Origin of the sequence: Cupriavidus alkaliphilus, from assembly GCF_014191175.1 — a bacterium.
Lineage (GTDB): Bacteria > Pseudomonadota > Gammaproteobacteria > Burkholderiales > Burkholderiaceae > Cupriavidus > Cupriavidus alkaliphilus.
In genome coordinates this window covers 1223595-1249423 of sequence record NZ_JACHWE010000001.1, presented here as the reverse complement: position 1 = coordinate 1249423, position 25829 = coordinate 1223595, and the positions used below count along the sequence as shown (strand labels likewise).

Annotated in this window: 21 protein-coding genes; 4 read left to right on the top strand and 17 right to left on the bottom strand. The window is 67.1% G+C overall.

The window, feature by feature from the left end; all coding sequences use genetic code 11:
- Positions 1-149: 149 nt before the first annotated feature.
- Positions 150-2534: a phosphoenolpyruvate synthase gene (ppsA, locus tag FHX60_RS05915; protein WP_092308610.1), complete on the bottom strand. Its 2385-nt coding sequence runs from the start codon at positions 2532-2534 to the stop codon at positions 150-152.
- Positions 2535-2941: 407 nt separating this feature from the next.
- On the opposite strand from ppsA, the gene ppsR reads away from it, so the two are divergent.
- The gene (gene ppsR / locus FHX60_RS05910) at positions 2942-3745 is read left to right on the top strand and encodes a posphoenolpyruvate synthetase regulatory kinase/phosphorylase PpsR (RefSeq protein WP_181486971.1); all 804 of its coding nucleotides are present in this window, start codon (positions 2942-2944) and stop codon (positions 3743-3745) included.
- Positions 3746-3801: 56 nt separating this feature from the next.
- On the opposite strand, the gene FHX60_RS05905 is transcribed toward ppsR, so the two are convergent.
- From FHX60_RS05905 to rpsB, 16 genes are all read right to left on the bottom strand, one after another.
- Positions 3802-4584 carry a TrmH family RNA methyltransferase gene (locus tag FHX60_RS05905; RefSeq protein WP_092308618.1) on the bottom strand — a complete coding sequence of 261 codons (783 nt, stop codon included), beginning with the start codon at positions 4582-4584 and terminating at the stop codon, positions 3802-3804.
- Positions 4581-5354, bottom strand: a complete 774-nt coding sequence (gene rnhB, locus FHX60_RS05900) for a ribonuclease HII (RefSeq protein ID WP_092308621.1) — start codon at positions 5352-5354, stop codon at positions 4581-4583. The genes FHX60_RS05905 and rnhB overlap by 4 nt, the downstream gene beginning before the upstream one ends.
- The gene (gene lpxB, locus FHX60_RS05895; RefSeq protein WP_112774209.1) at positions 5354-6571 is read right to left on the bottom strand and encodes a lipid-A-disaccharide synthase; all 1218 of its coding nucleotides are present in this window, start codon (positions 6569-6571) and stop codon (positions 5354-5356) included. The genes rnhB and lpxB overlap by 1 nt, the downstream gene beginning before the upstream one ends.
- 12 nt (positions 6572-6583) lie before the next feature.
- Positions 6584-7387 (bottom strand): acyl-ACP--UDP-N-acetylglucosamine O-acyltransferase, encoded by an 804-nt coding sequence (gene lpxA / locus FHX60_RS05890; protein ID WP_092308629.1) that lies wholly within the window; start codon positions 7385-7387, stop codon positions 6584-6586.
- Positions 7388-7521: 134 nt separating this feature from the next.
- Positions 7522-7971 (bottom strand): 3-hydroxyacyl-ACP dehydratase FabZ, encoded by a 450-nt coding sequence (gene fabZ, locus FHX60_RS05885; protein WP_010809590.1) that lies wholly within the window; start codon positions 7969-7971, stop codon positions 7522-7524.
- 12 nt (positions 7972-7983) lie between these two features.
- Positions 7984-9075: a UDP-3-O-(3-hydroxymyristoyl)glucosamine N-acyltransferase gene (lpxD, locus tag FHX60_RS05880; protein ID WP_183282734.1), complete on the bottom strand. Its 1092-nt coding sequence runs from the start codon at positions 9073-9075 to the stop codon at positions 7984-7986.
- A gap of 57 nt (positions 9076-9132) precedes the next feature.
- Positions 9133-9660, bottom strand: a complete 528-nt coding sequence (locus FHX60_RS05875) for an OmpH/Skp family outer membrane protein (RefSeq protein ID WP_092308635.1) — start codon at positions 9658-9660, stop codon at positions 9133-9135.
- Positions 9661-9682: 22 nt separating this feature from the next.
- Positions 9683-12016 (bottom strand): outer membrane protein assembly factor BamA, encoded by a 2334-nt coding sequence (bamA, locus tag FHX60_RS05870; RefSeq protein ID WP_181486966.1) that lies wholly within the window; start codon positions 12014-12016, stop codon positions 9683-9685.
- A gap of 100 nt (positions 12017-12116) precedes the next feature.
- Positions 12117-13520, bottom strand: a complete 1404-nt coding sequence (gene rseP, locus FHX60_RS05865) for an RIP metalloprotease RseP (protein ID WP_112774207.1) — start codon at positions 13518-13520, stop codon at positions 12117-12119.
- Positions 13521-13624: 104 nt separating this feature from the next.
- Positions 13625-14806 (bottom strand): 1-deoxy-D-xylulose-5-phosphate reductoisomerase, encoded by a 1182-nt coding sequence (gene ispC, locus FHX60_RS05860; protein WP_092308644.1) that lies wholly within the window; start codon positions 14804-14806, stop codon positions 13625-13627.
- Between the two features lie 11 nt (positions 14807-14817).
- Complete coding sequence (locus FHX60_RS05855) at positions 14818-15639, bottom strand: phosphatidate cytidylyltransferase (RefSeq protein WP_183282733.1); 822 nt, start codon at positions 15637-15639, stop codon at positions 14818-14820.
- Positions 15640-15675: 36 nt separating this feature from the next.
- Complete coding sequence (gene uppS, locus FHX60_RS05850; protein ID WP_092308646.1) at positions 15676-16446, bottom strand: undecaprenyl pyrophosphate synthase; 771 nt, start codon at positions 16444-16446, stop codon at positions 15676-15678.
- A 46-nt stretch (positions 16447-16492) separates the two neighbouring features.
- Positions 16493-17053: a ribosome recycling factor gene (gene frr / locus FHX60_RS05845; RefSeq protein WP_018005692.1), complete on the bottom strand. Its 561-nt coding sequence runs from the start codon at positions 17051-17053 to the stop codon at positions 16493-16495.
- A 141-nt stretch (positions 17054-17194) separates the two neighbouring features.
- Positions 17195-17905 carry a UMP kinase gene (gene pyrH, locus FHX60_RS05840; protein WP_012352952.1) on the bottom strand — a complete coding sequence of 237 codons (711 nt, stop codon included), beginning with the start codon at positions 17903-17905 and terminating at the stop codon, positions 17195-17197.
- A gap of 297 nt (positions 17906-18202) precedes the next feature.
- Positions 18203-19081 (bottom strand): translation elongation factor Ts, encoded by an 879-nt coding sequence (gene tsf / locus FHX60_RS05835; RefSeq protein WP_092308647.1) that lies wholly within the window; start codon positions 19079-19081, stop codon positions 18203-18205.
- A gap of 286 nt (positions 19082-19367) precedes the next feature.
- On the bottom strand, positions 19368-20111 hold the full coding sequence (gene rpsB / locus FHX60_RS05830) for a 30S ribosomal protein S2 (RefSeq protein ID WP_012352954.1): 744 nt from the start codon (positions 20109-20111) through the stop codon (positions 19368-19370).
- A 339-nt stretch (positions 20112-20450) separates the two neighbouring features.
- On the opposite strand from rpsB, the gene map reads away from it, so the two are divergent.
- The 3 genes from map (at position 20451) to FHX60_RS05815 (ending at position 25818) form a co-directional block, all read left to right on the top strand.
- Entirely contained in the window at positions 20451-21269 is an 819-nt protein-coding gene (gene map / locus FHX60_RS05825; protein WP_092308650.1) for a type I methionyl aminopeptidase, read from the top strand.
- Between the two features lie 78 nt (positions 21270-21347).
- The gene (locus FHX60_RS05820; protein ID WP_092308653.1) at positions 21348-23930 is read left to right on the top strand and encodes a [protein-PII] uridylyltransferase; all 2583 of its coding nucleotides are present in this window, start codon (positions 21348-21350) and stop codon (positions 23928-23930) included.
- A gap of 22 nt (positions 23931-23952) precedes the next feature.
- Positions 23953-25818, top strand: a complete 1866-nt coding sequence (locus tag FHX60_RS05815) for a pseudouridine synthase (protein WP_183282732.1) — start codon at positions 23953-23955, stop codon at positions 25816-25818.
- Positions 25819-25829: the final 11 nt, after the last annotated feature.

Sequence of the window (25829 nt, the reverse complement as noted above, 5' to 3'; positions counted from 1 at the left end):
AGCTCCCGTTCGACCACGGATTTCCCGAAAAAGTAAAAACCCCGCAGCGCCATACAGCGTCTGCGGGGCTTTGCAACACCTGACGCAGGGCCGGTGCCTCCGCCGGCTGCCCGAGGGCGCCGGCAATCGTTATTGTGACGTCAAATGCCTCAGGAAGCCAGCTTTTGCCAGGTCTCGACCACCGAGTCCGGGTTCAGCGAAATCGACTTGATGCCTTCCTTGGCCAGCCATGCGGCAAAGTCCGGATGGTCCGAAGGACCCTGGCCGCAGATGCCGACGTACTTGTCCAGGCGGATGCACGCCGAGATCGCGCGCGACAGCATGAAGCACACCGCCGGATCGCGCTCGTCGAAATCCTTGGCCAGCAGCTCCATGCCCGAGTCGCGGTCCAGGCCCAGCGTCAGCTGGGTCAGGTCGTTCGAGCCGATCGAGAAGCCGTCGAAGAACTGCAGGAATTCTTCGGCCAGGATCGCGTTGGACGGCACTTCGCACATCATGATGATGCGCAGGCCGTTCTCGCCGCGCTTCAGGCCATGCTTGGCCAGCAGCTCGATCACCTTCTCGGCCTGGCCGAGCGTGCGCACGAACGGCACCATGATCTCGACGTTGGTCAGGCCCATTTCGTCGCGCACGCGCTTCATGGCCTTGCATTCCATCTCGAAGGCTTCGGCGAAGTCTTCGGCGATGTAGCGCGAGGCGCCACGGAAGCCCAGCATCGGGTTTTCTTCATCCGGCTCGTAGCGCGAGCCGCCGATCAGCTTCTTGTACTCGTTGGACTTGAAGTCCGACAGGCGCACGATCACGGGCTTCGGGTAGAAGGCCGCGCCGATGGTGGCGATGCCCTCGGCCAGCTTGTCGACGTAGAACGCGCGCGGGCTGGCGTGGCCGCGGGCCACGCTTTCGACCGCCTTCTTCAGGTCGGCATCGACCTGCGGGTAGTCGAGGATGGCCTTCGGGTGGACGCCGATATTGTTGTTGATGATGAATTCCAGGCGGGCCAGGCCGACGCCGTTGTTCGGGATCTGCGCGAAGTCGAACGCCAGCTGCGGGTTGCCGACGTTCATCATCAGCTTGACGTCGATTTCCGGCATCTCGCCGCGCTGGACCTCGGTCACTTCGGTTTCGAGCAGGCCGTCGTAGATGCGGCCTTCGTCGCCCTCGGCGCACGACACGGTGACCAGCGTGCCATCCTTCAGGATGTCGGTGGCATCGCCGCAGCCGACCACGGCCGGCACGCCAAGTTCACGCGCGATGATGGCGGCGTGGCAGGTACGGCCGCCACGGTTGGTGACGATGGCCGAGGCGCGCTTCATCACCGGCTCCCAGTTCGGGTCGGTCATGTCGGCCACCAGCACGTCGCCGGGCTGCACGCGCTCCATCTCGGACGGGTCGTTGATCACGCGCACCGGGCCGGTACCGATCTTCTGGCCGATGGCGCGGCCGCTGGTCAGCACCGGGGCCGTGCCCTTGAGCTTGAAGCGCTGCTCGGCCTTGCCGGCCGACTGGCTCTTCACCGTCTCCGGGCGAGCCTGCAGGATGTAGATCTTGCCGTCCTTGCCGTCCTTGCCCCACTCGATGTCCATCGGGCGGCCATAGTGCTTCTCGATGATCATCGCGTAGCGCGCCAGCTCGGTCACGTCTTCGTCGGTGATCGAGTAGCGGTTGCGCAGTTCGCCCGGCACGTCGACGGTCTTCACGCGGCCGGCTTCGCCCGGCTTGGTGAATTCCATCTTGATCAGCTTGGAGCCGATCGAGCGGCGGATGATAGGGTACTTGCCGGCTTGCAGCGTCGGCTTGAAGACGTAGAACTCGTCCGGGTTGACCGCGCCCTGCACCACCGTTTCGCCCAGGCCGTAGCTGGAGGTGATGAAGACCACGTCGGGGAAGCCCGATTCGGTGTCGATGGTGAACATCACGCCGGAAGCGGCCAGGTCCGAGCGGACCATGCGCTGGATGCCGGCGGACAGCGCCACCACGTCGTGGGCAAAGCCCTTGTGCACGCGGTAGGAGATAGCGCGGTCGTTGTACAGCGAGGCGAACACGTGCTTGATCTTGTCGAGCACGTCGTCGATGCCGCTGACGTTCAGGTAGGACTCTTGCTGGCCGGCGAAGGAGGCGTCGGGCAGGTCTTCGGCCGTGGCCGACGAACGCACCGCGAACGAGGCCTCGGCGCCTTCGCGCTCGGACACGCGGGCATAGAACTCACGGATTTCCTGTTCCAGGCGCGGCTGGAACGGCGCGGTGGCGACCCAGTCGCGGATCTCGGCGCCGGCCTCGGCCAGGGCCTTGACGTCGTCGACGTTCAGGGTCTTCAGGCGCTGCGAGATGCGCTCGGTCAGGTTGTTGTGGGCAAGGAAGTCGCGGAAGGCGAGCGCGGTGGTGGCAAAGCCGCCCGGAACCCGGACGCCGGCTTCCGCCAGCTGGGAGATCATCTCGCCCAGCGACGAATTCTTGCCGCCGACGATTTCCACGTCAGCCATGCGCAACTGCTCGAACGGCAGCACATAGGCGCCGTTATCTGCCTGGTTAGTCATGAGAGCCTCAAAACAAAGTAGAAAACTGGTTGCGCATGCCCGGTATGTTGTTGATGTTCTGTTCCCGGACGGATCGCTTGGCTAAGCAACCCCGAACTGGCGCTGCGGACCTGGCGCTACGGCTCTCATCGCGTAGCGCGCATTGTCGACAATTCCTGGCGCGGTTTGTGGCGCGGGCATGTTGCGGAGCCGGCCACCCTATGGAATTGCTTAGCGAAAAGATCGCCGCTATTCTACCGTGCTGCGCCGCACTTTTCTGCGGAAGATTGAATCTATTTATTCCAACCCTCCCCATGTCCCAGCCAGAAGCGCCCGGTACGGCGACACCCGGGTCACAGCCTGGAATGCAAGCCGAAACCCCTGCGGCGCCGGCGCCCCAGGCGGCCGACCGCCCCGCGGTGCGCACCGTGTTCATCGTCTCGGATGGCACCGGCATCACCGCCGAGACCTTCAGCCACTCCATCCTGGCCCAGTTCGAGATGCGCTTCCGCAAGGTGCGCATGCCCTTCGTCGATACCCCGGAAAAGGCACATATCGCCGTCGGCAAGATCAACGAGGCGTTCCACAACGAGGGCGTGCCGCCGATCGTCTTCACCACGCTGGTCAACCAGGAAGCGAACAAGGCACTGCGCCGCGCCAAGGCGATGATCCTGGACATGTTCCAGACCTTTATCGAGCCGCTCGAGAAGGAACTGGGCCTGAAGTCCACCCACGCCATCGGCCGCTTCCACCAGAATGCGGACACCGAGGCCTACAAGAACCGGATCGAGGCGATCAACTTCTCGCTGGCGCATGATGACGGCCAGTCACACAAGAACCTGGAAGAAGCCGATGTGATCCTGGTGGGCGTGTCGCGCAGCGGCAAGACCCCGACCAGCCTCTACCTGGCGATGCAGTACGGGCTGAAGGCGGCCAACTATCCGCTGATTCCCGACGACTTCGAGCGCGGCAGGCTCCCGTCGGCGCTGTACGCCTTCAAGCCGAAGATCTTCGGCCTGTCGATCGACCCGCACCGCCTGACCGAGATCCGCAACGAGCGCCGCCCCGGCAGCAAGTATGCCGCGCTGGAAAACTGCCGCTACGAGGTCAACGAGGCCGAGGCGATGATGCGCCGCGAAGGCATCAAGTGGCTGTCGTCGACGCACAAGTCGATCGAAGAGATCGCGACCACGATCCTGCAGGAGATCAAGGTCGATCGCGACAACTACTGAAGCAATAAAAAAAGCGGCCGCCCGGGCCGCTTTTTTTATTGGCCGCGCCGCCGCGTTCAGCCGGCGCGCCGCTGGCGCACCGCCTCGAACAGGCAGATCGCCGTCGCCGCGGCCACGTTCAGCGACTCCATCCCGCCCGGTTGCGGAATGCCGACCTTGCGCGTGACATGCGCCATCCAGCCCTCGCTGACCCCTGCCCCTTCGTTGCCCACCACCCATGCCACCGGTCCGCGCAGGTCGGTATCGAACACCGCGGCGTCGGCATGCGACGAGGTCGCCAGCAGCGGGATCGCCAGCCGCGGCGCCAGCGCCTCGAGCGAGCAATGCTCGACGATATTCAGGTGGAAGTTCGCGCCCATGCCGGCGCGCAGGGTCTTGACCGACCACGCGAAGGCACAGCCGGTGGCGAGGAAGGCGTCGCGGATGCCCGCCGCGGCCGCGCTGCGCAGGATCGAGCCGACATTGCCCGCGTCCTGCACCCCGTCCAGGATGATGCAGTCCTGCTCGATGCGCGCCGGCAGGTGGCCCGCCGGCGTCTCGATCACCAGCATCAGGTCGATGCCGTTGACCACGCCGCTGATCTGCGTGAACAGCGCATCGGCCAGCACCACCACGCGCTCGCTGTCCACCTCGGCCAGCAGCGGGGCTACTTCGGCGTGGTCGTAGTGGCGCTCCGACACCACGCAGGTCACGGGCTGGCCGCGCGCGGCCACATAGGCCTGCGCCAGGTGCACGCCATCGAGCAGCGACTGGCCGGCCTTGCGGCGCTGGTGTGTGGAACCGGCAAGCGCCTTCAGGTGCTTGAACAGCGCGTTGTCGCGCGAGGTGACGTGCTTCACGATGCTTCGGGTGGCAGGAAGGTGCCGAGCTGGGTGGCGGCCTCGGTCGCGGCAGCGGCGAAGATGCCGGCGTCGGCGACCGCAATGTCTTCAGTCACCGGCGCGGCGGCGACCATGGCGGTAAACAGCGGGCGCTGCGCCAGCGCCTCGCGCACGGGCGCGAACGAGCGGCGATGGTGCGGGGTCGCGCCGAATTCGGCCAGCGCCGCCATATGCTGCGGCGTGCCGTAGCCGACGTGCGAATCGAAGCCGTACTGCGGGTAGGCCACGTGCAGCTCCATCAGGGCGCGGTCGCGCGCCACCTTGGCCAGGATCGAAGCCGCCGAGATCGCCTTGACCAGCGCATCGCCCTTGACGATGGCTTCGACCGGGTACGCGACCTGCGGACAGCGGTTGCCGTCGACCTGCACCAGGTCCGGCACCACGCCGCTGGCTGCCAGGCCCTGCACGGCACGCTGCATCGCCAGCATGCTGGCGTGCAGGATGTTGATGGAATCGATTTCCTCGACCGTGGCAAAGGCGATATGCCAGCCCAGCGCGCGTTCGCAGATCTTCTCGTACAGCGCTTCGCGCCTGGCGGCGGTCAGGATCTTGGAATCGGCCAGGCCACGGATCGGGCGTTTCGGGTCGAGCACCACCGCGGCGGCATAGACCGGCCCCGCCAGCGGGCCGCGGCCCGCCTCGTCGACGCCGCACAGGCGCTGGACGGCGCCCGCGCCGGGCGCCAGGTCCAGTCCCAGTTGCGGAGAAGCAGCATTGCGCCGTGCCATCAGGCGGTCCCCCGGCTGCGCATCAGGTCGACCACGACATCGGCCGCCAGTTGTGCGGTGTTGCACTTGAGCGTCTCGTGCATGCGGGTGAAATGCTCGTACAGGAAGGCGGTATTGCCCTCGTCGTTGAGCTGCAGCAGGGTCTCGCGCGCCAGCGCCTCGGGCGTGGCGTCGTCCTGCAGCAGCTCGGGCACGACAAAGCGCCCTGAAAGGATATTAGGCAATCCCACGTAGGGCAGATAACCCTGGCGCTTCATGATCTGCGCGGTCAGCCAGGGCACCTTGTACGAGATCACCATCGGTTTCTTGTACAGCGCCGCCTCGAGCGTGGCGGTGCCGCTCGCCAGCAGCACCACGTCGGCGGCTTCCATCGCCTGGTGCGACTTGCCGTCGACAATGGTCAGGCACAGTTCCGGATGCTGGTGGTGCAGGTCTTCGACGATGGCGCGCAGCGGCGCGCTCGCCACCGGCAGCACGAACGCCAGCTTCGGGTCCATGCGCTGCATGCGAGCCATCGCCGCGAAAAAGGTGGCGCCGAGGTTGCGCACCTCTGACTGGCGGCTGCCCGGCAGCACCGCCACCACGCGGTGGCCGGCCGGCAGGCCCAGCGCGGCGCGCGCGCCGGCCACGTCGGGCACCATCGGGATCACGTCGGCGAGCGGATGGCCCACGTAGGTGGCCGGAATGCCGGCCTTGGCGTAGATCTCGGGCTCGAACGGGAACAGGCACAGGATGTGGTCGACCGCGCGCGCGATGGTGCGGATGCGCCCGCCGCGCCAGGCCCAGATCGACGGGCTGACGAAATGCACCACCGGGATGCCGGCGCGGCGCAGCGGCACTTCCAGGCCGAAATTGAAGTCCGGGGCATCGACCCCGATAAAGCACAGCGGCGGCTCGGCCAGCAGCCAGTCGCGCACCGCGCGCCGCGTGGCGAGGATCTCGCGCAGCGAGCCCAGCACCTCGACATAGCCGTTGACCGACAGCGTTTCCATCGGCCAGCGCGAGGTGAAGCCCTGCGCCATCATGCGCTTGCCGCCGATGCCGGCGTAGTCGACCGCCTTGCCGGTCTCGGCCAGGCGGGCCTGCAGCCCGCCCATCATCAGCGAAGCCAGCAGGTCGCCCGAGGCCTCGCCGGCCACCATGGCGATGGTGCCGCGCTTGCCCGCGGCGCTGCCGCTGCCCGCGGGCAGGTCCTTCCGAATCGCGGCGTCAGCCATGTGGGTCCGGTCTCAGCGCACGATGCCGCGCTGGGTGGCGGCAAGGAAGTCGACAAAGGCCTGCAGCGGCGCCGCGGTGCCGGCATCCACCTGGGCCAGCAATGCGGAAATCTCGTTGCGCGCCTCGTCGAAGCTGAGGTCGGACTTGTAAAGCAGCTTGTAGGCCTGGCGCAGCGCGGCGATCTGGCCGGCGTCGAAGCCGCGGCGGCGCAGCCCTTCGACATTGATGCCGTGCGGCGTGGCCTTGTTGCCGCTCTTGTCGCTGGCCGCGATCACGAACGGCGGGACATCCTGCACCAGCGCCGAGGCGCCGCCCAGCATCGCATGGGCGCCGATGCGCACGAACTGGTGCACGCCGCTCATGCCGCCCAGGATGGCCCAGTCACCGACCTCGACGTGGCCGGCGATCTGCGCGTTGCTGGAAAACACGGTGTGGTTGCCGACCATGCAGTCATGGGCGATATGGACGTAGGCCATGATCCAGTTGTCGTTGCCGATGCTGGTCAGGCCGCGGTCCTGCACCGTGCCGGTGTGGATCGTGGTGAATTCGCGGATGGTGTTGCGGTCGCCGATCTCGAGCCGGGTCGGCTCGTTGCGGTACTTCATGTCCTGCGGCACGCCGCCGACCGAGGCATAGGGGCCGATGTTGTTGCCCGCGCCGATCGTGGTATGGCCCTCGACCGTCGTATGCGAGCCGATCCGGGTGCCGCTGCCGACCCGCACGTTGGGGCCGACGATGGAGAACGGGCCGACGCTCACGTCGGCGGCCAGCTCTGCCTTCGGGTCGACCAGTGCGGTGGGGTGGATTTGCGTCATGCGTACTGTCCTGTGATGGGTCTGGTGAAGGATGGGCCAATGCGCCGGGCAAAGGTTCCCGTCCGGGCCATGCGCCCCCGCGGCGCGGGGACGCGGCAGTCAGCCCGCGGCAGCGCCGCGGGCCGCGGGCGGCCTCACTCGGCCTGCTTCACGGTGCACATCAGCTCCGCCTCGCAGGCCACCTTGTCGTCGACCGTGGCAAACGCCTTGAACTTCCAGATGCCGCGGATATAGCGCTCGACCGTCACGTTCATGTGCAGCTGGTCGCCCGGGTACACCACCTGCTTGAAGCGGGCGCCGTCGATGCCGACGAAGTAGTACAGCGCGCCTTCCTTGCGCTCCATGTCGGCGCCGAAGGTCAGCAGGCCGGCCGACTGCGCCAGCGCTTCCAGGATCATCACGCCCGGCATCACCGGTTGCTCGGGGAAATGGCCCTGGAAGTACGGCTCGTTGATGGTGACGTTCTTCAGGGTCTTGATCCGCTTCTGCGCCTCGAACTCCAGCACGCGGTCGACCAGCAGGAACGGGTACCGGTGCGGCAGCAGCTTGAGGATCTTGCGGATATCGATTTCGGCCGCGCTCATGATGATTTCTCTTTAGTCTTGTGAGGGTTGGGACCCGGCGGCCTGGCCGCGCAGGCGGCGTTCCAGCGCCACCACCCGTTCGCGCAGCTTGCTCAGGCCGCGCACGATGGCTGCGTTGCGCTCCCACTCGCCGTGCGGCAGGAACGGGAAGACGCTGGTGAAATGGCCGCCGGGCTTGGTAATGGATTTGGTGATCGAGGTGCCGCCCGACACCGTGGTGCGGTCGGCAATGGTCAGGTGGCCGGCAAAGTTGGCGGCGCCGCCGATCACGCAGAAGCGGCCGATGCGCGTGCTGCCCGACACCGCGGCACAGCCGGCGATGACCGTGTGCGCGCCGACCCGCACGTTGTGCGCGATCTGGACCTGGTTGTCGATCTTGCAGCCGTCCTCGATCACGGTGTCGGCCATGGCGCCGCGGTCGATCGCGGTATTGGCGCCGACCTCGACGTCCTGGCCCAGCACCGCGCGCCCGGTCTGCGGGATCTTCACGTATTCCACGCCGGTCGCGCTGATGTCCGGCGCGAAGCCGAAGCCATCGGCACCGATCACCACGCCGCTGTGCAGGATGGCGCGGGCGCCAACCACGCAGTGGTGGTAGACCGAGACATTGGCGTAGAGCAGCGCATCGTCGCCGATCTCGGCATGCGCGCCGACATAGCCGTTGGCCAGGATGCGCACGCGCTCGCCCAGGCGCGCGCCGGCTTCGATGACCACGTTGGGGCCGATGTAGCACGAGGCCGGCACCAGCGCGTCGGGCGCCACCGTGGCGCGCGCGTCGATGCCGGTGCGCGCATCGGTATTGGCGGCGCGGTCGAAACGCTGCGCCACGCGGGCAAAGCAAACGTAGGGATTGCGCGCCACCAGCCAGTTGCGGCCGTCGGCCTTGCCTTCGGCGCGCACGCGCTCGAGGTCGGCGGCCGAGACGATCACGGCGCCGGCCCTGGAATCCAGCGCCTGCTGCAGGTAGAGCGGATTGGACAGGAACGAGAGCTCGCCCGGTCCGGCCTGGTCCAGAGGGGCCAGGCCGGTGATCGCCAGGTCGGGGTCACCCACAACCTGCGCGCCGTTCTCGGTGGCGAGCTGACCCAGTGTGGGTGTCTGCATGGCGGTACTTCCTGATGAAAGAACGAACGAAGGAACGAACGACGAAGCGGCGGCGGCTTACTTGCCGCCGGCGTTCAGCACCTTCATCACGTCGTCGGTGATATCGATGCGCGGATTCACGTACACCGCTTCCTGCACGATCAGGTCGTACTTGCGCTGCTCGGCAAGCTGGCGGATCACGCGGTTGGCGCGCTCCAGCACCTGGGCCAGTTCCTCGTTGCGGCGCTGGTTCAGGTCCTCGCGGAATTCGCGCTGCTTGCGCTGGAACTCGCGGTCCAGGTCAGCCACTTCGCGCTGGCGGCGCTGGCGGTCGGAATCGGCCAGCACGGCCGTGTCCTTGTCCAGCTTGTCGGCCATGCCCTTGATCTTCTGGGCCATGTCCTGCAGCTCGCGGTCGCGCTTGGAGAACTCCTGCTCCAGCTTGACCTGGGCTGCCTTGGCCGGCTGCGAATCGCGCAGGATGCGCTCGGAATTGACCGCGGCGATGCGCGCTTCCTGGGCCGAGGCCGGCAGCGCGGCACACAGCGCCGCGGTGGCGAGCGCGGCGGCGCCCAGGGACTTGACCAGTTTGGATGTTGTAGTCATGAAAACAGATCCTTTTTCAGAATCAGAATGCCGTGCCGATCTGGAACTGGAAGCGCTGGACCTTGTCGTTGGTGTCGCGCCTGAGCGGGAAGCCCATGCTGAGCTTCAGCGGCCCGATCGGCGACAGCCACGACATGCCGAAGCCGGTCGAGTACTTCAGATCGCTGAAGCTCAGCGGCTCGCCTTCCTGATAGACGTTACCGAAGTCGAAGAAGGTGAACAGGCGCAGCGTGCGGTCCACGCCCGAGCCCGGCAGCGGGAAGATGAATTCGATATTGCCGATCATCTTGGAGGCGCCGCCCACCGGGTTGCCGTTCTGGTCCTTCGGGCCCAGCGTGCTGGTCTGGTAGCCGCGCACCGAGCCGATACCGCCGGCGTAGAAGTACTTGAACACCGGGAACGGCGTGTTGCCGTAGCCGTGGCCGTAGGCGACCTCGCCGTTCAGTGCCAGGGTGAAGGCCTTCGAGATCGGATAGAAGTACTGCTGCTGCACGCTGGCGCGGTAGTACTGCGTATCGCCGCCCGGCAGGCCGACTTCGAGGTTGGCCTGGGTGTACGGGCCCTTGGTCGGGACCAGCGCGCTGTCGCGGCGGTCGCGCGCCCAGCCGATCGTGAACGGGAAGTTGTTGATGCCGTCGCCGGAGCTCTTGCCGATCTTGTTCAGCCAGTCGGTGTACTGGGTCGGCGTGTTGACCGAGGTGTACACCTGGGTGCGTTCGTAGCCGATGCCGAAGAACACGGTATCGACTTCCGAGAACGGCACGCCGAACTTGAAGCCGCCGCCGGCCGAGACGATCTTGTAGTCCTGGTCGCCGGTGTAGTACAGCGGGCGCGAAGTACGGTAGTAGATATCGGTCGAGCGGCTGATGCCGTCCACCGTGAAGTACGGGTCGTACTGCGTCAGCGCAATGGTGCGGAACGACTTGGCGGTGTTCACGTCCAGGCCCAGGCTGGTACCGGAGCCGAACACGTTGTCCTGGCGCAGGCCGGCCTGCAGCACCAGCTTGTCGGTCGACGAGAAGCCCACGCCCAGGCTGATCTGGCCGGTCGGCTTTTCGGTCACGTTGACGTTCACATCGACCTGGTCGGGCGCGCCCGGCACGTCTTCGGTGGTGATGTTAGTGTCGGTGAAGTAGCCGGTACGGTTGATACGTGCCTGCGACTGCTGCAGCTTTTCGCTGTCGAACCACGAGCTTTCCATCTGGCGCATTTCGCGCCGCACCACTTCGTCGCGGGTCTTGCTGTTGCCGACCACGTTGACGCGGCGCACGTAGACGCGGCGGCCCGGATCGACCATCAGGGTCAGCGCGACTTCACGCTTTTCCTTGTCGATCTGCGGTTGCGGGTTGATGGTGGTGAACGCGTAGCCATAGGTGCCGAGCAGGTCGGTAATGGCCTTGGTGCTCTGCGTCAGCTTCTCGGACGAGAAAATATCGCCCTTCTTCAGCTGCAGCAGCTTTTCCATTTCCTCCTGCTTGCCCAGCAGCTCGCCGGCCAGGCGCACGTCGGAAACCTTGTACTGCTCGCCTTCCTTGATGTTCAGCGTCAGGAAGATGTCTTTCTTGTCGGGCGTGATCGAGACCTGGGTCGATTCGATGGCGAATTCCAGGTAGCCGCGGTTCAGGTAGTACGAGCGCAGCGCTTCCAGGTCGGCGGTCAGCTTCTGCTTCGAGTACAGGTCGTTCTTGGTGTACCACGACAGCCAGTTGGGCGTGGACAGCTGCATCTCGTCGCGCAGCGTGCTTTCCTTGAAGGCCTTGTTGCCGACGATATTGATCTGGCGGATCTTGGCGACCGGACCTTCGTCGACATTGAACACCACCGAGACACGGTTGCGGTCCACCGGCGTGATCGTGGTCTGCACGTCGGCGGCATAGTAGCCGCGCGCGACGTACTGGCGCTTGAGCTCTTGCTCGGCCTTGTCGATCAGCGCCTTGTCGTAGTAGCGGGCCTCGGCCACGCCGACCGCGCGCAGCGAACGGCGCAGCGTGTCCTTGTCGAATTCCTTGATGCCGACGAACTCGAGCTGCGAGATCGCCGGGCGCTCTTCGACCTGCACCACCAGCACGCCGTCTTCGGAACGGATCTGCACGTCCTTGAAGAAGCCGGTATTGTAGAGGGCACGGATGGCATCGGCGCCCTTGTCATCGGTGAAGGTTTCCCCGACGCGCACCGGCAGGTAGCCAAACACGGTACCCGGTTCGACGCGTTGCAGTCCCTCAACGCGGATGTCCCTGACGACGAACGGATCGGCAGCCCAGCCCGCCGGGCTCCAGGCTGCAATAACGGCACTCGCCAGCAAACCCAGCGAAATGCGCTTATGTCTGATCAATGTTGATCCCCTCTTTGATTCCATCCAGGATTGCGCTCCGATGCCTCATTGGACTGCGCCTGGCAAATGGCGTCCCCGGCGACGGTGTCCGACGACACCACCACCCCCTTGCCGACACACGTTTCTAGCCGTTCGCCAGAAACATTCGGCTGACGTCATTGAACAAAGCGAGCGAAGTCAGGAGCAAGATGCAAGCGATGCCAACCTTCTGCAGCATTGCCTGCCAGTGGTCTGGGACGGGCCGGCCAGTCAAAAATTCCACGCAATAATACAGCAAATGCCCCCCATCCAGAACCGGAATGGGTAACAAATTGAGTACGCCAAGACTAACGCTGACCAGTGCCAGGAAGCTGACAAAGGCTTGTATACCGAGGTTTGCGGCACGTCCGGCGTAGTCGGCGACGGTCAGTGGACCGCTCAGGTTCTGCAGCGAAGCCTGCCCCACCAGCATCTTGCCCAGCAGCTTGAGCGACAGCGCGCTGGTATCCCAGACCTGTCCCGCCGCGCGCGCCAGCGCCTGGTCGGGCCGGTAGCGCACGGTCTCCATCTGCACCGCCTGGCTCAGCGCCGCGCCCAGCTTGCCCGCGGGCGCCGGCGCGGCGCCGCTGGCATCCGTGGCGCCATCGCGCGCCGCGGCGGTGTCGAGCGTGACCGGCACGTCCAGGCGCTGGCCGTCGCGCTCGATGCCCAGCGTCACGGCCTGGCCCGGCTGGCTGCGCACCGCCTTGATCAGCGCGCTGGCCTGCGTCAGCGGGCTGCCCTGCCAGGCCACGACGCGGTCGCCCTTGCGCAGCCCGGCGCGTTCGGCGGCCGAATCCGGCAGCACCTCGGTGATCGTCACCGGCCCGCCCTTCAGGTTCAGGCCGAGCGTGGCCAGCGGGTCCTGCTCGGGGTTGCCGCCGGTATTGGGCAGGCGCGGCAGCGTGACGTCGCGCTCGGCACCGTCGGCGCCGCGCACGCGCAGCACCGCGCGCGCATCGCCGAAGCCTTCGGCAAACACCGCCATGCGCAGGTCGTTCCAGGAGCGGACCGGCTCGGTGTGGCCGTTGGCGGTCAGCGACAGCACCCGGTCGCCCTCGCGCACGCCGGCCTGCGCCGCCATGGTGCCGGCCGCGGGCGCCGCCACCACCGGCACGGGCTCGCGCATGCCGCCGGCGAACAGCGCGAAATACAGCACGATCGCCAGCGCGAAATTGGCCAGCGGGCCGGCCGCGACGATGGCGAAGCGCTTGCCCACCGGCTGGCGGTTGAAGGCACGCGGCAGGTCGGCCGGGTCGATGGGCGTGTCGCGCGCGGGATCGATCTCGCGCTCGTCGAGCATCTTGACGTAGCCGCCCAGCGGGATCGCCGCCACGGTCCATTCGGTGCGGTCGCGGCTTTTCGAAATCCAGCGCAGCAGCGGCCGCCCGAAGCCGATGGAAAAACGCAGCACCTTCACGCCGCAGGCGCGCGCGGCCAGGTAGTGACCCATTTCGTGCACGTAGATCAGCACGCACAGGGCAACGATGAAAGCGAGTACGGTTTGCATGGTGCGGGACGTCGGTAAGATCGCTGGACCGGCCTGCGCGGTCCCCCGGGGGACCGGCCGGCGCAGCCGCTATTGTCGCAGATGCGGCAGACCGCCCCGCCGGATCAGCGGGCCGCGGCCCGCGCGGTGACGCTGGCCCTGGCCGCCTCGCGCGCCAGCGCGTCGGCGCAGAGCACGGCCTCGAGCGTGTCGGCGGAGCCGTTCGGTGCTTCTTCCAGCACCTGGCGCACGATGCCGGCGATATCGGTAAAGCGTACCCGGCCGGCCAGGAATGCTTCCACCGCCACTTCATTGGCGGCATTGAGCACCGCCGGCGCCACCCCCGCCGCGCGCAGCGCGTCGAAGGCCAGCCCCAGGCACGGGAAGCGCACCAGGTCCGGCTTCTCGAAATGCAGGCCGCCGGCTAGGGTCAGGTCGAGCGGGCTCACGCCCGCGTCGATCCGTTCCGGGTAGGCCAGGCCATAGGCGATCGGCGTGCGCATGTCCGGGTTGCCCAGTTGCGCCAGCACCGAGCCATCGGCATAGGCCACCATCGAATGCACGATGCTCTGCGGGTGGATCAGCACCTCGATGCGTTCGGCCGGGGCGCCGAACAGCCAGTGCGCCTCGATCACCTCGAGGCCCTTGTTCATCATGGTGGCCGAATCGACCGAGATCTTGCGGCCCATGACCCAGTTGGGATGGGCGCAGGCCTGGTCGGGCGAGATATCGTGCAGCGTGGCCGGGTCGCGCGTGCGGAACGGCCCGCCCGACGCGGTCAGCAGCACCTTGGCCACGCCGCGGCCGTAGCGCGGGTCGTCGGCGGGCAGGCACTGGAAGATGGCGTTGTGCTCGCTGTCGATCGGCAACAGCGTGGCGCCGTGCTCGCGCACCGCGTCCATGAAGATGCGCCCGGACATCACCAGGGCTTCCTTGTTGGCCAGCAGCACGCGCTTGCCCGCGCGCGCCGCCGCCAGCGTCGGGCGCAGGCCAGCCGCGCCGACGATGGCGGCCATCACCGCATCGGCCTGCGCATCGGCGGCGATGGATTCCAGAGCGGCTTCGCCGTAGCCGACCTCGGTCGGCACGCCGGCATCGCGCAGCAGCGTTTCCAGTTCGCGCGCCGCCTCGGCCGTTCCGACCACGGCGCGCGCCGGGCGGAATTCGATGCACTGGTCGGCCAGCTTGCGCACCTGCCGATGGGCGCTGAGCGCATGCGCCACGTAACGGCCGGGATGGCGCCGGATCACGTCGAGCGTGCTTTCGCCGATGGAGCCGGTGGCGCCCAGGATGGTGATGCGATGCATGGCAGACGGCTTCAGATAAAAATCAGCATCAGGGCGGCCAGCGGGAACACCGGCAGCAAGGCGTCGATGCGGTCCAGCACGCCGCCATGGCCAGGCAGCAGCCGGCTGCTGTCCTTCTTGCCGACCTGGCGCTTGAGCAGGGATTCGAACAGGTCGCCCACCACGCTCGCCGCGGCCAGCAGCGTGGTCAGGGCGGCGACGAAGCCCAGCCCGCCACGGTCGCCCATCACCGAGAACCAGGTCGGGGCAAAGGCGTGGGTGGCGGCCAGCGCGAGGCCGATCACCAGCGCCAGCACCCAGCCGCCGATCGCGCCCTCCCACGACTTGCCCGGGCTGATGCCGGGCGCCAGCTTGCGCCGGCCGATCGCCTTGCCGGTGAAGTACGCGCCGATATCGGCGGCCCATACCAGCACCGCGGCGGTCAGCAGCACGCCGATGCCGGCGCCGCGCAGGATCATGGTGGCATGGACGAACGCGGGCAGCATCACCAGCCCCAGCACCGCGCCCAGCGCCGTGAACGCCGGGGTGGCGGTGCGCACGCCGCGCGCCAGCAGCAGCACGGCTACGACCCAGCACACCACCGCGGCCTCGAGCAGCCAGGTGGTGGCGTGGCGCAGCGGCAGGTCATGCCAGGTGATGGTGGCGATCAGGCAGGCCAGCGCATAGACATAGGGCCACGGCCCGCGCAGTCCGATCAGGCGGCCGAATTCCCAGCCGGCCAGCAGCACGATCACGCCGAGCAGTCCCGCCAGGCCCGCCGGCGGCGCCAGGAACAGGATCGGCAGGATCAGCAGCAACAGGCACAGGGCGGTGATGACGCGGGTGAGGAGCATGCGCTGCAGTCCCGTGAAAAGTTGGAGTGGCCAGGGTCAGGCCGTACCCGAAAGTCCGGGCGCGACCAGCTGCGCGCTGGTGCGGCCGAAGCGGCGTTCGCGCTGGCGGTACGAGGCAAAGGCCTTGTCGAGTTCCGCGGCGTCGAAATCCGGCCAGTAGACGTCGGTGAAGTACAGCTCGGAATAGGCGAGCTGCCACAGCAGGAAATTGCTGATGCGCTGTTCGCCGCCGGTGCGGATGAACAGGTCCGGCTCGGGCGCATAGGCCATCGCAAGGTGCGGCGCCAGCAGCGATTCGTCGATGGTTTCGGGATCGAGCATGGGCGAGCGCGCCAGCATCTTGCGCATGGCCTGCAGCAGGTCCCAGCGTCCGCCGTAGTTGGCCGCGATGGTGACGGTCAGGCCGGTATTGCCGGCGGTGCGCGCTTCGGCATCCTTGATCAGGCGCTGGATGCGCGGGCTGAAGCGGCCCAGGTCGCCTACCACCCGCAGCCGGATGTTGTTGGCGTGCATCTTCACCACTTCGCGCCGCAGCGACATCATGAACAGCCGCATCAGGAACGAGACTTCGTCGGCCGGACGGCGCCAGTTCTCGGAGCTGAACGCGAACAGCGTCAGGTACTGCACGCCCCGGGCGGCGCAGGCTTCCACCACCGCGCGCACAGCGTCCAGCCCCCGGCTGTGCCCCGCCACGCGCGGCAGGTGCCGCTGGGTCGCCCAGCGGCCGTTGCCGTCCATGATGATGGCGACGTGCCTGGGCACGTAGGAAGTATCGGGTACGGCAAGCGTCGAGCTGATGTGCTGCATGGGCGTGAGGCGGTCGCTGACAGTCCCGGCAAGGCCGGGACGGACGTCAGACCGTCATGATCTCCTTCTCTTTTTCGGCGACCATCTTGTCGATCTCGGCCACGTACTTGTCAGTCAGTTTCTGCACCTCGTCCTGGCCGCGGCGCTCTTCGTCTTCGGAAATGGTCTTGTCCTTGACCAGCTTCTTGAACTGCTCGTTGGCATCGCGGCGCAGGTTGCGCACCGCTACCTTGGCACCCTCGGCCTCGCCCTTCACGACCTTGGTCAGCTCCTTGCGGCGCTCTTCGGTCAGTGCAGGCATCGGCACACGGATCACTTCGCCCATGGTGGCCGGGTTCAGGCCCAGGTCGCAATCGCGGATGGCCTTCTCGACCGCGCCCACCATTTTCTTTTCCCACGGCTGCACCGTGATGGTACGGGCATCGGCCAGGCCGATCGCCGCCACCTGGCTGATGGGCACCATCGAGCCGTAGTAATCCACCTGAACGTGGTCGAGCAGGCCGGTGTGGGCACGGCCGGTGCGGATCTTGGCCAGATCGGCCTTGAAGGCTTCGATCGACTTCTGCATTTTCTGCTCGACGCTCTTCTTTGTGTCGGCGACGCTCATTTTTACCTCCGGAAATCAGCCAACCAAGATCCCCTCTGGTGGGGATCGAAAATGAATCATTCTACTCTTTGCCCGGCGGGATACCAGCGCCGCGGCGCGGCATCCGTTACCGGACTCACAGATGCGGCTCAGCGACGAAGCTCACACATGCACCAGCGTACCCTCATCCTCGCCCAGGATGACGCGCTTGAGCGCGCCCGGCTTCACGATCGAGAACACCTTGATCGGCAGCTTCTGGTCGCGGCACAGCGCGAACGCGGTGGCGTCCATCACCTGCAGGTTGCGCGAGATGGCCTCGTCGAAGCTGATGGTGGTGTAGCGCGTGGCGCTGGGATCCTTTTTCGGGTCAGCGGTGTACACGCCGTCGACCTTGGTCGCCTTCAGCACGATCTCGGCCCCGATCTCGGAGCCGCGCAGCGCGGCGGCGGTGTCGGTGGTGAAGAACGGGTTGCCGGTGCCGGCGGCGAAGATCACCACCTTGCCCTCTTCCAGCTGGCGGATCGCGCGCGGGCGGATATAGGGCTCGACCACCTGGTCCATGCGCAGCGCCGACTGCACGCGGCCTTCGATATTGGCGTGGCGCATCGCGTCCTGCAGCGCCAGCGCGTTCATCATGGTGGCCAGCATGCCCATGTAGTCGGCAGTGGCACGGTCCATGCCGGCAGCGCCGCCGGCGACGCCGCGGAAGATATTGCCGCCGCCGATCACCACCGCCACCTGCACGCCGAGCTTCACGATCTCGGCAATGTCGTTCACCATCGCCTCGATGGTGGAGCGGTTGATGCCGAAGGCATCGTCGCCCATCAGGGCTTCACCGGACAGTTTCAGAAGGACGCGCTTGTAGGCTGGCATGTTTACCCTCGGAAGGAGCAGTTCGCTCGGTCGAGACGGCTCGGTTGAGACCGCTCGGTTGAGACACACTGGGACGTATGTTTGGCACCGGCGGCACGGGTCATCGTGCCGCCGGCAGGAGAAAAGCCGGTTTTCGGGGTGCCCCGGCCGGGACCGGACCACCGCGGAAACAGACTGCTGCAGCGCAACGCCGGCTGCGCCGTGCTGCACTACTTATGCAGAGGGGCACCTTGCGGCGCCCCTGCGGCATTATAGGCGCCCGGACCGGCCACGATGGCCAGCCTGGCGCCCCGGACATCAGCCCTTCTGGGCAGCGGCCACCTGCGCGGCGACTTCAGCGGCGAAGTCGTCCTGCTTCTTCTCGATGCCTTCGCCCACGACGTACAGGGTGAAGCCCTTCACGGTCGTGTTGGCGGCCTTCAGCATCTGCTCGACGGTCTGCTTGTCGTTCTTCACGAACGGCTGGTTGAACAGCGAGACTTCCTTCAGGTACTTCTGCACCGAACCCTCGACCATCTTGGCGGCGATCTCGGCCGGCTTGCCCGACTCGGCAGCCTTCTGCTCGGCGATGCTGCGCTCCTTGGCGATCAGGTCGGCGGGGACCTGCTCGGCCGACAGCGACACCGGCTTCATCGCGGCCACGTGCATGGCGACGTCCTTGGCGGCGGCTTCGTCGCCGTCGAACTCGACCATCACGCCGATGCGGGTGCCGTGCAGGTACGAAACCAGCTTGCCGCCGTTGGCGTAACGGACAAAGCGGCGGATCGTCAGGTTCTCGCCGATCTTGCCGATCAGGGCGGTGCGGGTGGCTTCCACGCTGACGCCGTCGATTTCCAGCGCCGACAGGGCGGCCACGTCGGCCGGGTTCTGCTTGGCGATCAGTTCGGCAACCTTGGCCGAGAAGGCCAGGAAGTCGTCGTTCTTGGAGACGAAATCGGTTTCGCAGTTCAGTTCGACCAGCACGCCGGTGGTGCCGTCGATGAACGACGCGACCACGCCTTCGGCGGTCACGCGCGAGGCGGCCTTGCTGGCCTTGTTGCCCAGCTTGACGCGCAGCAGCTCTTCAGCCTTGTTCAGGTCGCCGTCGGCCTCGGTCAGGGCCTTCTTGCATTCCATCATCGGCGCGTCGGTCTTCGCGCGCAGTTCTGCAACCATGCTTGCGGTAATTGCCGCCATTTGTCACTCCTTGAATGGTTCGCGCCGGCTGCCGGCAGTCGCCCGCGGCACCCGGTCGGTGGGTCTTCAGCGCACCCGCGGCAGATCTTGCCTGGCGCGGATGACAACAATTCAAATTCGAAAAAAGGGGGCGCCAGATGTGCCCCCTTTTTTTTGCCCTGCTGCCGAAGTACCCCGGCTTGCGCCCTGCGCGCTGCCCGGCGTGCCGGGCGGCAGGCGATGCCTGCCTTGTCTTATGTTGACGTGCGCGCTATCGGGTTCCTTTCAGCAGCGGGCCGGGAGGCTATCAGCCTTCCTGCACTTCGACGAATTCGTCGTCGCCGCGGGCGGCTTCAACGACTTCCTGCACGGCATTGGCACGGCCTTCCAGGATGGCGTCGGCCACGCCGCGCACGTACAGGGCCACGGCCTTGCTCGAGTCGTCGTTGCCCGGGATCACGTAATCGATGCCTTCCGGCGAGTGGTTGGTATCGACCACGCCGATCACGGGGATGCCCAGCTTGTTGGCTTCGGTCACGGCGATCTTGTGGTAGCCGACGTCGACCACGAAGATCGCGTCAGGCACGCCGCCCATTTCCTTGATGCCGCCGATCGACTTTTCCAGCTTGATCATCTCGCGCTCGAACATCAGCGCTTCCTTCTTGCTCATGGTTTCCAGCGCGCCGGCTTCCTTGGCGGCTTCCATGTCCTTCAGGCGCTTGATCGAGGTCTTGACCGTCTTGAAGTTGGTCAGCATGCCGCCGAGCCAGCGGGCGTCGACGTAAGGCATGCCGGCACGGCCAGCTTCTTCAGCCAGGATTTCGCGCGACTGGCGCTTGGTGCCCACGAAAAGGATGGTGCCGCGATTGGCCGCCAGCTGACGCACGTACTTCATGGCGTCCTGGAACATCGGCAGCGTCTTTTCGAGGTTGATGATGTGGATCTTGTTGCGATGGCCGAAGATGAAGGGGGCCATCTTCGGGTTCCAGAAGCGGGTCTGGTGGCCGAAGTGGCAACCGGCTTCCAGCATTTCGCGCATGGTCACGGACATGTAAATCTCCAAAGGGTTAGGTCTGAAGCCCGCCCCGACATTCCTGAAAAGGAACACCCCGGATAGGCGGGCCAGCGATTTCAAGCGGCAGGAAAGGTTCCTGCCAAAATAACCGACCTGGCCGGCGCAATTGCTGCGACGCAACCAGATCAGCCCGCTATTCTAGCAACAAAAACGCCGCCCGCTCAAGCCGCCCCGCTCTGTTCCGCCTCCGGCGCCCCCCTCCGGGCGGCCCGGAACAGGCTGCGATCCGGCCTCGATGGTGCGATAATCCCACTTTGATCCTTCGATTCCGGCGCGGCCAGTGGCCCCGCCATCACTTTATTCTGGCGACGCAGCATGAGCATTTACCTGAACACCGCCGAAGACATCGCCCACATGCGCGTGGCTTGCCGCCTTGCCTCCGAAGTCCTCGACTACATCACGCCCTTCGTGCAGCCCGGCGTCACCACCGGCGAGCTGGACCGCCTGTGCCACGCCTACATGCGCGACGTGCAGGGCACCGTGCCGGCGCCGCTGAATTATGCGCCCCCGGGCTACCCGCCCTTCCCCGGCGCAATCTGCACCTCGGTCAACGACGTGATCTGCCACGGCATTCCCGGCGAGCGCGTGCTCAAGAGCGGCGACGCCGTCAATCTCGACATCACCGTCATCACCAAGGATGGCTACTACGGCGACACCAGCCGCATGTTCATCGTCGGCGAAGGCTCGATCCTGGCCAAGCGCCTGGCTCAGGTGACCTACGAGTGCATGTGGAAGGGCATCGCGCAAGTGCGCCATGGCGCGCGCCTGGGCGATATCGGCCACGCCATCCAGGTGCATGCCGAAGCCGCCGGCTACAGCGTGGTGCGCGAGTACTGCGGCCACGGCATCGGCAAGAATTTCCACGAAGACCCCCAGATCCTGCACTACGGCCGTCCCGGCACCGGCGCCGAGATCAAGGCCGGCATGATCTTCACGGTGGAGCCGATGATCAACGCCGGCAAGCGCGATATCCGCACCATGCCCGACCAGTGGACCGTGAAGACCCGCGACCGCAGCCTGTCGGCGCAGTGGGAGCACACGGTGCTGGTCACCGAGACTGGCTACGACGTGCTGACGGTGTCCGCCGGCACCCCGGCGCCGCCGGCCTTCATTACCGATTCCGTGGCGGCCTGACGCCGCGCAGAAGCCAGGGGCGCCTGACCGGGCGCCCTTCTTTTTCCAGCCGTGCCGACGAACCCTTCCGCCCTCTCCATGGATACCACGCCGGAACTGCTGCTAGCCGCGCGCGTGCGCGACCAGCTCAAAGCCGACAAGCAGGCGCTGTTTGCGGACTTCAACGCGAGCGCCAACGCCGGCACGCTGACCACGCGGCTGCGCCGCGCCGTCGATGCCGCGCTGGGCGAAGCCTGGCGCGGGCTGGCGATGCCCGCCGACGCGGCGCTGGTGGCGGTGGGCGGCTACGGCCGCGGCGAACTGTTCCCGTACTCCGACGTCGACGTGCTGCTGTTGCTGCCCGCCGAGCCCGACCGGGATACCGCGGGCAAGCTGGAACGCTTTATCGGCCTGTGCTGGGACCTGGGGCTCGAGATCGGCTCGGCCGTGCGCACCGTCGACGACTGCATCCGCGAGTCGCGCCAGGACGTCACCATCCAGACCTCGCTGCTCGAGGCGCGCCTGCTGACCGGCAACCGCAAGCTGTTCGAGGCGCTGCGCAGCCGCTACCAGGCCGACCTGGATCCGGCGGCGTTCTTCCAGGCCAAGCTGCTGGAAATGCGCCAGCGCCACGCCAAGTACCAGGACACACCCTACGCGCTCGAGCCCAACTGCAAGGAGAGCCCCGGGGGGCTGCGCGACCTGCAGGTGATCCTGTGGATGACCAAGGCCGCGGGCCTGGGCGACAGCTGGAAGGAATTGTTCGAGAAGGGCCTGCTGACGCAGCGCGAAGCGCAGGAACTGGCCCGCAACGAGCGCCTGCTGAAGACCATCCGCGCGCGCCTGCACCTAGTCGCCGGGCGGCGCCAGGACGTGCTGGTGTTCGACCTGCAGACCGCGCTGGCGGAGGCCTTCGGCTACCGCCAGAACGCCAACAAGCGCGCCAGCGAGCAGCTGATGCGCCGCTACTACTGGGCCGCCAAGGCGGTGACCCAGCTCAACAGCGTGCTGCTGCTCAATATCGAGGCAATGCTGTTTCCGAGCGAGTCACAGGTGACGCGCGTGCTCAACGAGCGCTTCGTCGAGCGCCAGGGCATGCTCGAAATCACCAGCGACGACGTCTACGAGCGCGACCCGCACGCCATCCTCGAGACCTTCCTGCTGTACGAGCGCACGCCCGGCGTGAAGGGACTGGCGCCGCGCACGCTGCGCGGCCTGTACAACGCGCGCACGGTGATGGACGCGCGCTGGCGCAAGGATCCCGAGAACCGCCGGCTGTTCCTGGCCATCGTGCAGGAGCCGCAGGGCATCACCCACGCGCTGCGGCTGATGAACCAGACCAGCGTGCTGGGCCGCTACCTGATCAACTTCCGGCGCATCGTCGGGCAGATGCAGCACGACCTGTTCCACGTCTACACCGTGGACCAGCACATCCTGATGGTGGTGCGCAACATGCGCCGCTTCGCCATCGTCGAGCACACCCACGAGTTCCCGTTCTGCAGCCAGCTGATGGCCAGCTTCGACAAGCCCTGGGTGCTGTGGGTGGCGGCGCTGTTCCACGACATCGCCAAGGGCCGCGGCGGCGACCATTCGCGCCTCGGCACGGTCGATGCGCGCCGCTTCTGCAGGCAGCACGGCATCGCGCGCGAGGACGCGGACCTGATCTGCTGGCTGGTCGAGCACCACCTCACCATGAGCCACGTCGCGCAGAAGCAGGATCTGACCGATCCGGACGTGGTCCATGCCTTCGCCGAAGTAGTCGGCAACGAACGCTACCTGACCGCGCTCTACCTGCTGACCGTGGCCGATATCCGCGGCACCAGCCCCAAGGTGTGGAATGCGTGGAAGGGCAAGCTGCTCGAAGACCTGTACCACATCACGCTGCGCGTGCTGGGCGGCGCGCGGGTCGACTCGCATTCGCTGTGGTCGCAGCGCAAGGAAGACACCATCTCGGAACTGCGCCTGAAGGCGTTCGACCCGGCGCTGGGCAAGTCGCTGTGGGCGCAGCTGGACGTGGCCTTCTTCCTGCGCCACGATTCCCACGATATCGCCTGGCTCACGCGCCATCTCTACAACAAGGTCGACAGCCCGGTGCCGGTGGTCAAGGCGCGCGTGTCGCCGGCCGGCGAAGGCCTGCAGGTGGCGGTCTACATCAAGGACCAGCCCGACCTGTTCGCGCGCATCTGCGGCTATTTCGAGCGCAAGGCGTTCTCGATCCAGGACGCCAAGATCCACACCACGCGCCACGGCTACGCGCTCGATACGTTCCAGGTCACCGACCCCGGCATGGCCGGCGATGGCGGCAATTACCGCGACATCATCGCGTTGGTCGAGCACGAACTGTGCGAGCGGCTGCGCCTGCAAGGCGCGCTGCCCGAGCCGACCCAGGGGCGGCTGTCGCGCCAGTCGCGCAGCTTCCCGATCAAGCCGCGCGTCGACCTGCGCCCGGACGAGCGCGGCCAGTATTACCTGCTGTCGCTGTCCGCCAACGACCGCACCGGCCTGCTGTACGCCATCGCCCGCGTACTGGCACGGCATCGCGTGTCCGTGCATACGGCGCGCATCAACACCCTGGGCGAACGCGTCGAAGACGTGTTCCTGGTAGACGGCAGCCGCCTGGCCGCCGACAACCGATTGCAGATTCAGCTTGAACAGGACTTGCTCGCCGCCCTCGCCATCTGAGGCGGGCGGGCAGCATCAACATATGACCGACAGCAATTCGCCGAAGCGCAAGACGCTAGGCATCAAGGCCGCCAGCGATACCGGCACGGCCGCACGCAAGGGCGGCACCCGCCCCGTGCGCGTGTCCGACCTGAACCGCAAGCGCGTGCAGGCCGTTTCCGAGGGCATCAAGCGCGCCCAGCAGCGTGCCGGCGGCAAGACCGCCAGCGGGGGCCAGGGCGAAGCGCCGGCCCAGCCGCGCGCGCCCCGCCCCGCCGACGGCGAGCGCCAGGCGCGTCCGCGCCGTGCGGATGCCGGCGAGGCGCGCCCGCGCCGCTTCGGCGACGAGGAAAGCCGTCCGCGCCGCTTCGAAGGCGGCGAAGCGCGTCCGCCGCGACGCTTCAGCGACGACGACAACCGCCCGCGCCGCACCGGCAGCGACCGCGGCGAAGCGCGCCCGCGCCGCTTCGAAGGCAGCGAATCGCGTCCGCCGCGACGCTTCGGCGATGACGACCACCGTCCGCGCCGCACTGGCGACGATCGTGGCGAAGCGCGACCGCGCCGCTTCGAAGGCGGCGAAGCGCGTCCGCCGCGCCGCTTCAGCGACGACGACAACCGCCCGCGCCGCACCGGCAGCGACCGCGGCGAAGCGCGCCCGCGCCGCTTCGAAGGCAGCGAATCGCGTCCGCCGCGACGCTTCGGCGATGACGACAACCGTCCGCGCCGCACTGGCGACGATCGTGGCGAAGCGCGCCCGCGCCGCTTCGAAGGCAGCGAAGCGCGTCCGCCGCGCCGCTTTGGCGACGACGACAACCGTCCGCGCCGCACTGGCGACGATCGTGGCGAGGCGCGACCGCGCCGCTTCGAAGGCGCCGACACCCGCGCGCGCCGCTTTGGCGACGACGACAACCGCCCGCGCCGCTTCGAGAATGCCGACTCGCGTCCGCGCCGCTATGGCGATGACGACCGCCGCCCGCGCCCCGCGCCGTCCGGGGAGCGCCGCCGCGAAGGCACGGCGCCGGCACGCCGCTTCAGCGACGCGGCCGACCGCATCCGCACTGCCGGCCCGGCACGCCAGCACGCACCGGCCGCGCGCCAGGAAAAGCATGCGCCGGTCCGCGACGAGTCCACCCACGACGACGGCCTGGTACGCCTGTCCAAGCGCATGTCCGAGCTCGGCCTGTGCTCGCGCCGGGAGGCCGACGAATGGATCCCGCGCGGCTGGGTGCTGGTCGACGGCAAGCCCGTGACCGAACTCGGCAGCCGCATCCGCCCCGACGCCGAGATCGAGATCCTGCAGGAAGCGCGCTCCGAGCAAGGCGAGCGCGTCACGGTGCTGCTGAACAAGCCGGTAGGCTACGTTTCGGGCCAGGCCGAGGACGGCTACGAGCCCGCCGCGGTGCTGTTCGCCCCCGAGAACCAGTGGGAAGGCGACCCCACGCGCAAGCACTTCGCGCCGTGGCAACGCAAGAACCTGGCGCCGGCCGGCCGCCTCGATATCGACTCCACCGGCCTGCTGGTGCTGACGCAGGATGGCCGCGTCGCGCGCGCGCTGATCGGCGAGGATTCGACGGTCGAGAAGGAATACCTGGTGCGCGTGGTCTGGCACTCGCCGCACGGGCCGGTGGAGCGCAACATCAGCGCGGAATTCCCGGCCGATGACCTGGAACTGCTGCGCCACGGCCTGTCGCTGGACGGGGTGCCGCTCAGGCCGGCCAAGGTCAGCTGGCAGAACGAAGAGCAGCTGCGCTTCGTGCTGCGCGAAGGCCGCAAGCGCCAGATCCGCCGCATGTGCGAGCAGGTGGGCCTGCAGGTGGTGGGCCTCAAGCGCGTGCGCATGGGGCGCGTGGTGCTGGGGGATCTGCCGCCTGGCAAGTGGCGCTTCCTGGGGCAGTTCGAGAAGTTCTGATAAAAAGAAAA